Origin of the sequence: Streptomyces sp. AB3(2024) (genome assembly GCF_041862025.1) — a bacterium.
Classification (GTDB): Bacteria; Actinomycetota; Actinomycetes; order Streptomycetales; family Streptomycetaceae; genus Streptomyces.
Genome location: NZ_JBGWAB010000039.1, coordinates 52,066 through 59,037 on the forward strand (window position 1 = coordinate 52,066; position 6,972 = coordinate 59,037).

Annotated in this window: 6 protein-coding genes; 2 read left to right on the forward strand and 4 right to left on the reverse strand. The window is 71.0% G+C overall.

The annotated features are described in order from the left end of the window. Window positions 1-63: 63 nt before the first annotated feature. Window positions 64-420: an iron-sulfur cluster insertion protein ErpA gene (erpA, locus tag ACEPPI_RS17790; RefSeq protein ID WP_030010511.1), complete on the reverse strand. Its 357-nt coding sequence runs from the start codon at window positions 418-420 to the stop codon at window positions 64-66. 334 nt (window positions 421-754) lie between these two features. On the opposite strand from erpA, the gene nadA reads away from it, so the two are divergent. Both nadA and ACEPPI_RS17800 read left to right on the forward strand, forming a co-directional pair. After that, a complete protein-coding gene (nadA, locus tag ACEPPI_RS17795) occupies window positions 755-1,942 on the forward strand; it encodes a quinolinate synthase NadA (RefSeq protein WP_373916194.1) in 1,188 nt (395 codons plus the stop codon). Between the two features lie 107 nt (window positions 1,943-2,049). After that, the gene (locus ACEPPI_RS17800) at window positions 2,050-2,733 is read left to right on the forward strand and encodes an ankyrin repeat domain-containing protein (protein ID WP_373916195.1); all 684 of its coding nucleotides are present in this window, start codon (window positions 2,050-2,052) and stop codon (window positions 2,731-2,733) included. Here ACEPPI_RS17800 and ACEPPI_RS17805 read toward each other — a convergent pair. The 3 genes from ACEPPI_RS17805 to ACEPPI_RS17815 form a co-directional block, all read right to left on the reverse strand. Next, a complete protein-coding gene (locus tag ACEPPI_RS17805) occupies window positions 2,723-5,845 on the reverse strand; it encodes an efflux RND transporter permease subunit (protein ID WP_373916196.1) in 3,123 nt (1,040 codons plus the stop codon). The two genes, ACEPPI_RS17800 and ACEPPI_RS17805, sit on opposite strands and share 11 nt — an antisense overlap. A gap of 154 nt (window positions 5,846-5,999) precedes the next feature. After that, window positions 6,000-6,722: a response regulator gene (locus ACEPPI_RS17810; RefSeq protein ID WP_373916197.1), complete on the reverse strand. Its 723-nt coding sequence runs from the start codon at window positions 6,720-6,722 to the stop codon at window positions 6,000-6,002. A gap of 31 nt (window positions 6,723-6,753) precedes the next feature. After that, window positions 6,754-6,972 (reverse strand): adenosylcobinamide-GDP ribazoletransferase (locus ACEPPI_RS17815; RefSeq protein ID WP_373916198.1); only part of this gene is annotated, 219 nt, incomplete at its 5' end.

Below are 6,972 nucleotides of genomic sequence, written 5' to 3' on the forward strand. Positions count from 1 at the left end.
AGGGCCCGGGCACCGGTCGCTGTGACCGGTGCCCGGGCCCTCGTCGTACGGGGTCAGCCGGGTTTAGCTGAACGAGTCGCCGCAGGCGCAGGAGCCGGTGGCGTTCGGGTTGTCGATCGTGAAGCCCTGCTTCTCGATGGTGTCGACGAAGTCGATCGAGGCGCCGTGCAGGTACGGGGAGCTCATCCGGTCGGTGACGACCTTGACGCCGTCGAAGTCCTTGACGACGTCGCCGTCGAGGGACCGCTCGTCGAAGAAGAGCTGGTAGCGCAGGCCGGAGCAGCCACCGGGCTGGACGGCGACGCGGAGCGCCAGGTCATCGCGGCCTTCCTGCTCCAGCAGGGTCCTGACCTTCTCGGCGGCGGCGTCGGACAGGAGGATGCCGTCGCTCACGGTGGTCTTGTCGTCCTGTACGGACATCTGCATTCACTCCCGAAGTGGGCGGCTCCCCGCCGGGGTGGCTGGGGAAACGTCGGACTCTTGCCGTGGGTGGCAACCAGCGGGACAGCGGATTCATTCCGGGGCCGGCGCCTTGTTTCAGATATTCATGCTCGCACACCCGGGCGGAGCGGTGGACCCCGCGAAGAGGACCGGTGGAGCGGGCCGCACCCGGCCGGGCGAATGCGTCACATCGACACTATCGGCATCGTCAAAGTGACGTGAAGCGGTTATGATAGATAGCGTCAAATAGACGAGAAGTCGCAAAGACGCCTCTCCCGCAGTCCCAGAAGTCCCTTGTCGCAGAACAGAAAGGGTGCGTGTCGTGACCACCGCCCAGCCTTTGGACGTCCAGCCGACGCCCCTTGCCCTGCTGCTGCTCGGCCGTGAGGCCGACCCCAAGAGCGAGCGCGGGGTGGAATGTCCCGGCGACCTCCCCTCGCCGTCCGACCCGGACCTGGTGGCCCGCGCCCGCGCGGCCAAGGAGAAGCTCGGGGACAAGGTCTTCATCCTCGGCCACCACTACCAGCGCGACGAGGTCATCGAGTTCGCCGACGTCACCGGCGACTCCTTCAAGCTGGCCAAGGACGCCGCGGCCAAGCCGGAGGCCGAGTACATCGTCTTCTGCGGCGTGCACTTCATGGCCGAGTCCGCGGACATCCTGACCTCGGACGACCAGAAGGTCGTGCTGCCCGACCTCGCGGCCGGCTGCTCGATGGCCGACATGGCCACCGCCGAACAGGTCGCCGAGTGCTGGGACGTGCTGACCGAGGCCGGTGTCGCCGCGGCGACCGTCCCCGTCTCGTACATGAACTCCTCCGCCGACATCAAGGCCTTCACCGGCAAGCACGGCGGCACGATCTGTACGTCGTCCAACGCGAAGAAGGCCCTGGAGTGGGCCTTCGAGCAGGGCGAGAAGGTGCTGTTCCTCCCCGACCAGCACCTGGGCCGCAACACCGCCGTCCGCGACATGGGCATGTCCCTGGACGACTGCGTGCTCTACAACCCGCACAAGCCGAACGGCGGCCTGACGGCCGAGCAGCTGCGGAACGCGAAGATGATCCTGTGGCGCGGCCACTGCTCGGTGCACGGCCGGTTCTCGGTCGACTCCGTCAACGACGTGCGTGCCCGCATCCCCGGCGTGAACGTCCTGGTCCACCCGGAGTGCAAGCACGAGGTCGTGGCGGCCGCGGACTACGTCGGCTCGACGGAGTACATCATCAAGGCGCTGGAGGCGGCCCCGGCCGGCTCCAAGTGGGCCATCGGCACCGAGCTGAACCTGGTCCGGCGGCTGGCGAATCGTTTCGCGTCGGAGGACAAGGAGGTCGTCTTCCTCGACAAGACGGTCTGCTTCTGCTCGACGATGAACCGCATCGACCTCCCGCACCTGGTGTGGACCCTGGAGTCCCTGGCCGAGGGCAACCTGGTCAACCAGATCCAGGTCGACAAGGAGACGGAGAGCTTCGCGAAGCTCGCACTGGAGCGGATGCTGGCGCTGCCGTAACGGTGACCCGCACGAAGGGGCGCCCGGCCACCGCCGGGCGCCCCTTCGTGTGTGTCCCGTGCCATCGAACCCGTCCCTCCGGCGCCGAGGCCCGGAATGATCGAGGTATGGACATCGCGGATCGACTGGTGCGGGCGGCGGGCGACGGCGACGTGGGCGAGGTGGTCCGGCTGCTGGGGCAGGGTGCGGTGGTCGACGCGCCGGATCGTGACGGGCGAACGGCGCTGGACCTGGCAGTGGAGCAGGGGCATGCCGATGTCGTCCGCCGACTGGTCGCAGCGGGCGCCGATCCGGAGCAGCAGGCGGGTGAGTACCGGGAGTCGACACCTCTGTGCCTGGCGGCGCGCCACGGGCACACGACGGTTGTCGGGGTTCTTCTGGATGCCGGTGCCCGCACCGGCATCCAGGGCCGGCTGGGCCACGTACCGCTGGTGCTGGCAGCCACGACGGGCGACGAGGGGCACCCGAAGACGGTGGACCTGCTGCTGGACCGCGGGGCGGACGTCAACGCGGTGATGAAGCACAGGACGGCCCTTGACTGGGCCGTCCGGTTCGGGCAGGAAGAGATGGTGCGCCGCCTGCTCGGCCGCGGTGCCATCCCCTCGGCCGAGACCCTGGCCGCCGCACGTGAGATCGCGAGCATCGCCTCGCTGGTCGCCTCGGCCTTCTTCCGCACGGACGCCCCCGGCAGGAGCCAGGGCGGCTTGCTACCGGCTCTGGATCGACCGAGGGCCCCGGACACCGGGTGCAGCGGTGTCCGGGGCCCTCGCAGTGGCGGGGTCAGACCGTGACCGGGGATTCGTCCGCCGGCTGGGGCGGGACCACCGTGAGGCGGGCCTGCTTCTTCGCGCGGCGGCGTTCCTTGCGGAGCTCGACCATCGTGTAGAGGGTCGGCACCAGCAGCAGGGTCAGCAGCGTCGAGCTGACCAGGCCGCCGATCACCACGACCGCGAGCGGCTGCGAGATGAAGCCGCCCTCGCCGGTGACGCCCAGCGCCATCGGGAGCAGGGCGAAGATCGTCGCCAGGGCCGTCATCAGGATCGGCCGCAGACGGTGGCGGCCGCCCTCGATGACCGCCTCGACGACGCCCAGGCCCTGGGCCCGGTACTGGTTGACCAGGTCGATCAGGACGATCGCGTTGGTCACGACGATGCCGATCAGCATCAGCATGCCGATCATCGCTGGGACGCCCATCGGGGTGCCGGTGGCGATCAGCAGGCCCAGCGCGCCGGTGGCGGCGAAGGGGATGGAGACCAGCAGGATCAGCGGCTGGACCAGCGAGCGGAAGGTCGCCACCAGCAGCATGAACACGATCGCGATGGCGGCGAACATGGCCAGGCCGAGCGAACCGAAGGCCTTGTCCTGGTCCTGGGAGACGCCGCCGATGGCGGCGGTGGCGCCGGCCGGCAGGTCCAGGGCCTTGATCTTGGTCTGGAGCGCGGCGCTGACCGCGCCGGTGTTGTCGCCGACCGGCTTGGCGGTGACGGTGGCGGCGCGGGCGCCGTCGATCCGGGTCATCGCGACCGGGCCGGGGATCACCTTGACGTCGGCGATGTCACCGAGCTTGGCCGGGCCGACCGGCAGGGCCTGGAGTTCGGCCAGGGTGGTGGCCGGGTGGGCGGAGCGGACGACGATGTCCCGCTCGGTGTCGTCCAGTACGGCCTTGGCCACCGGGTTGCCCCGGACGGCCTGGGCTACGACGGCGCCCAGCGCGGCCTGGTTCAGGCCGGCCTCGGCGGTCTTGGGGGTGGCGGTGACGGCGATGCGGGGCACCGACTGGGCCAGGTCGCTCTGGACGTCGGTGACGTCCTTCAGGGTGGCCACCTCGGCGCGGACCTGCTCGGCGGCCTTGGCCAGGACGCCCGCGTCACCGGCCTTGACGACCACGCTCAGGTTCTGGCTGCCGAAGCCTCCGCCCGCCGAGATGGAGGTGTCGCCGATGCCGTCCAGCTTCGCCAGGGCGTCCTGGATCCGCCCCTTGACGGCCTCGGAGTCGCCGGAGTCCTTCAGGGTGACCTGGTAGGAGGCCTGGTTGGTGCCCGTACCGCCGCCGAAGGCCGCGAGGAAACCGGAGGAGCCGACGGTGACCTGGTAGTCCTTGACGCCGTCCACGGAGCCGAGGGCCTTCTCCACCTTGCGGGCGGCCTCGTCGGAGGCGGCCAGCGAGGTGCCGGGGGCGAGCTCCTGCTTGACCGTCAGGACGTCCTGCTCGCCCTGGTCGAAGAAGTTGGTCTTCAGCAGCGGGGTCATGGCGAAGGTGGCGACCAGGACGACGACCGCGATGGCCACGCTGGTCAGGCGGCGCCGGGTGGCGAAGCCCAGCACCTTGACGTAGAAGCGCTGGAGGCGGCTCTTCGCCTCCTTCTCCTCGGCCTCGCGGCGCGCCTTCGCGGCGCTCTCGGCGTCCGCCGACGAGACTCCCTTGGGGGCGCGCAGGAACCAGTACGACAGCACCGGGACGACCGTCAGCGACACCAGCAGCGAGGCCAGCAGCGCGGCGGTCACGGTGAGCGAGAAGGAACCGAACAGCTCGCCGATCATGCCGCCGACCAGGCCGATCGGCAGGAAGACGGCGACGGTGGTGAGCGTGGACGAGGTCACCGCGCCCGCCACCTCGCGCACCGCGGTGATGATCGCGGTCTCGCGCTCCTCGCCGTAGCCGAGGTGGCGCTTGATGTTCTCCAGGACCACGATCGAGTCGTCGACGACGCGGCCGATGGCGATGGTGAGCGCGCCCAGCGTCAGCATGTTGAGCGACAGGTCGCGGGTCCACAGCACGATCAGGGCGAGGACCACGGACAGCGGGATGGAGACCGCGGTGACCAGGGTCGAGCGGATCGAGGCCAGGAAGACCAGGATCACGATGACCGCGAAGGCCAGGCCGAGGAGGCCCTCGGTGGTCAGGCCGGAGATGGACCGGGCGACCGCCGGGCCCTGGTCGCTGACGACGGTCAGCGCGGCGCCGGAGCCGAGGGTGGAGCGCAGCTCCGGGAGCTTGTCCTTGACGGCGTCCGAGATGGCGACGGCGCTGCCGTCCTTGTCCATGGTGAGGACGAGGGCGAGGCTGGGCTTGCCGTTGGTGCGGGTGATCGAGTCGCCCGCGGCGGGCTCCTGCTTGACCGCGGCCACGTCGGCGAGGCGGACGGCCTGCTTGCCGGGCCCCGGGGTCAGCCGGAGGTCCTCCAGCTGGGCGAGGGAGGTGTATCCGGACCCGACGCGGACGGTGCGGTTCTTGCCGCCCTCGTCGAAGGAGCCTGCGGGAACGGTGGCGCCGCCGGCCTTGAGGCCTTCGGCGAGCTTCGTCCCGTCGAGGCCGGCCGCGGCGAGCTTCGCCTCGTCGGGGGTGACGGTGACCTGGAGGTCGCGGACGCCGTCGACGCTGACCTGGCCGACGCCCTCGATGTCCTCCAGGACCGGGACGACGGACTTGTTCAGCTGGTCGGCCAGGGCCTGCTGGTCCTTGTCCGAGGTGACGGCGAGGACGACGGTGGGGATGTCGTCGGTGGAGCCGGCGACCACCTGCGGGTCCACCTCGGAGGGCAGCCGGACGCGGGCCCGGTTGACGGCCTGCTGGACGTCGGCGACGAGCTGCTTGGTGCCGCTGTCGCCGTAGTCGAAGGTGGCCCGGATGAGGGCGTTGCCCTCGCTGGCGGTGGAGGTGATGCCGGTGATGCCGTCGACGCCCTTGAGGGTGGCCTCGATGGGCTCGATGACCTGCTTCTCCACCACGTCGGGCGAGGCGCCCTGGTACGGCGCGAGCACGGAGACCATCGGCAGTTCGATGGAGGGCAGCAGCTGCTGCTTGAGCTGCGGGATGGCTATGACGCCGAAGAGCAGCGCGACGATCGACACGAGGCCGATCAGCGCTCTCTGGGCAAGGCTGAAGCGGGACAGCCAGGACATGGATGTGGGATCTCTCTGCCGGACGCGGGTGGGGGCGTCCCAGCCTCGCCCACGCCGGAGCGCCGCTGCGTCGCTCCCAGGTCCTGTCCTTATGCGCGGCATACCGCGTCCGCAGTACTCCGCGGTGCTCCGTTGTACTGCGGACCCCGTCCGGTCAGTCGGAGCGCGGGCGGACCAGGCCCGATTCGTACGCGATGACCACCAATTGCGCCCTGTCGCGGGCGCCGAGCTTCGCCATGGCCCGGTTGACGTGGGTCTTGACCGTGAGCGGGCTGACCTCCAGCCGTCCGGCGATGCCGTCGTTGGAGAGGCCGGCGGCGACGAGGACGAGGACCTCGCGCTCGCGGACGGTCAGCGCGGCGAGCCGTTCGGCGTGGGCGGAGCCGGTGGCGGGGGCCTCGGCGTGGCCGCCCTGGGCGAGGAAGCTGACGATGAGGCCCTTCGTCGCGGCCGGGGAGAGCAGTGCCTCGCCGGCCGCCGCGACGCGGATGGCGTTCAGCAGCTCGTCGGGTTCGGCGCCCTTGCCGAGGAAGCCGGAGGCCCCGGCGCGCAGCGCCTGGACCACGTACTCGTCCACCTCGAAGGTGGTCAGCATGACGACGCGGACCCCGGAGAGCTCCGGGTCGGCGCTGATCATGCGGGTGGCGGCGAGTCCGTCGGTGCCGGGCATCCGGATGTCCATGAGGACGACGTCGGCCCGCCGCTCGCGCGCGAGGGCGTAGGCCTGTGCCCCGTCGGCGGCCTCGCCGACGACCTCCATGTCGGCCTCGGAGTCGACCAGCACCTTGAACGCGCTGCGCAGCAGCGCCTGGTCGTCGGCGAGCAGCACCCTGATGGGCGTGGTGGCGGTCTGCGTCTGGGTCCCCGTCTCGGCCATGCCCCGAGGGTACGCGGGCGGGCGCGCGGGCTCAGCCGAGGGAGAGGGTCACCAGGGCGGTGGTCGCCGCCACTTCGCACAGGGCGCCGAAGACGTCCCCGGTGACCCCGCCGAAGCGGCGGACGCAGCGGCGCAGCAGGAGGTCGGCGGCGAGCAGGCCCGCTGCGACGGCCGCGGCGCACTGGACGGCGGCGGGCAGCCCCAGCGGGAGCGCGGCCAGCGCGGCGGCGGCCGTGACGAGGGCGGCGAC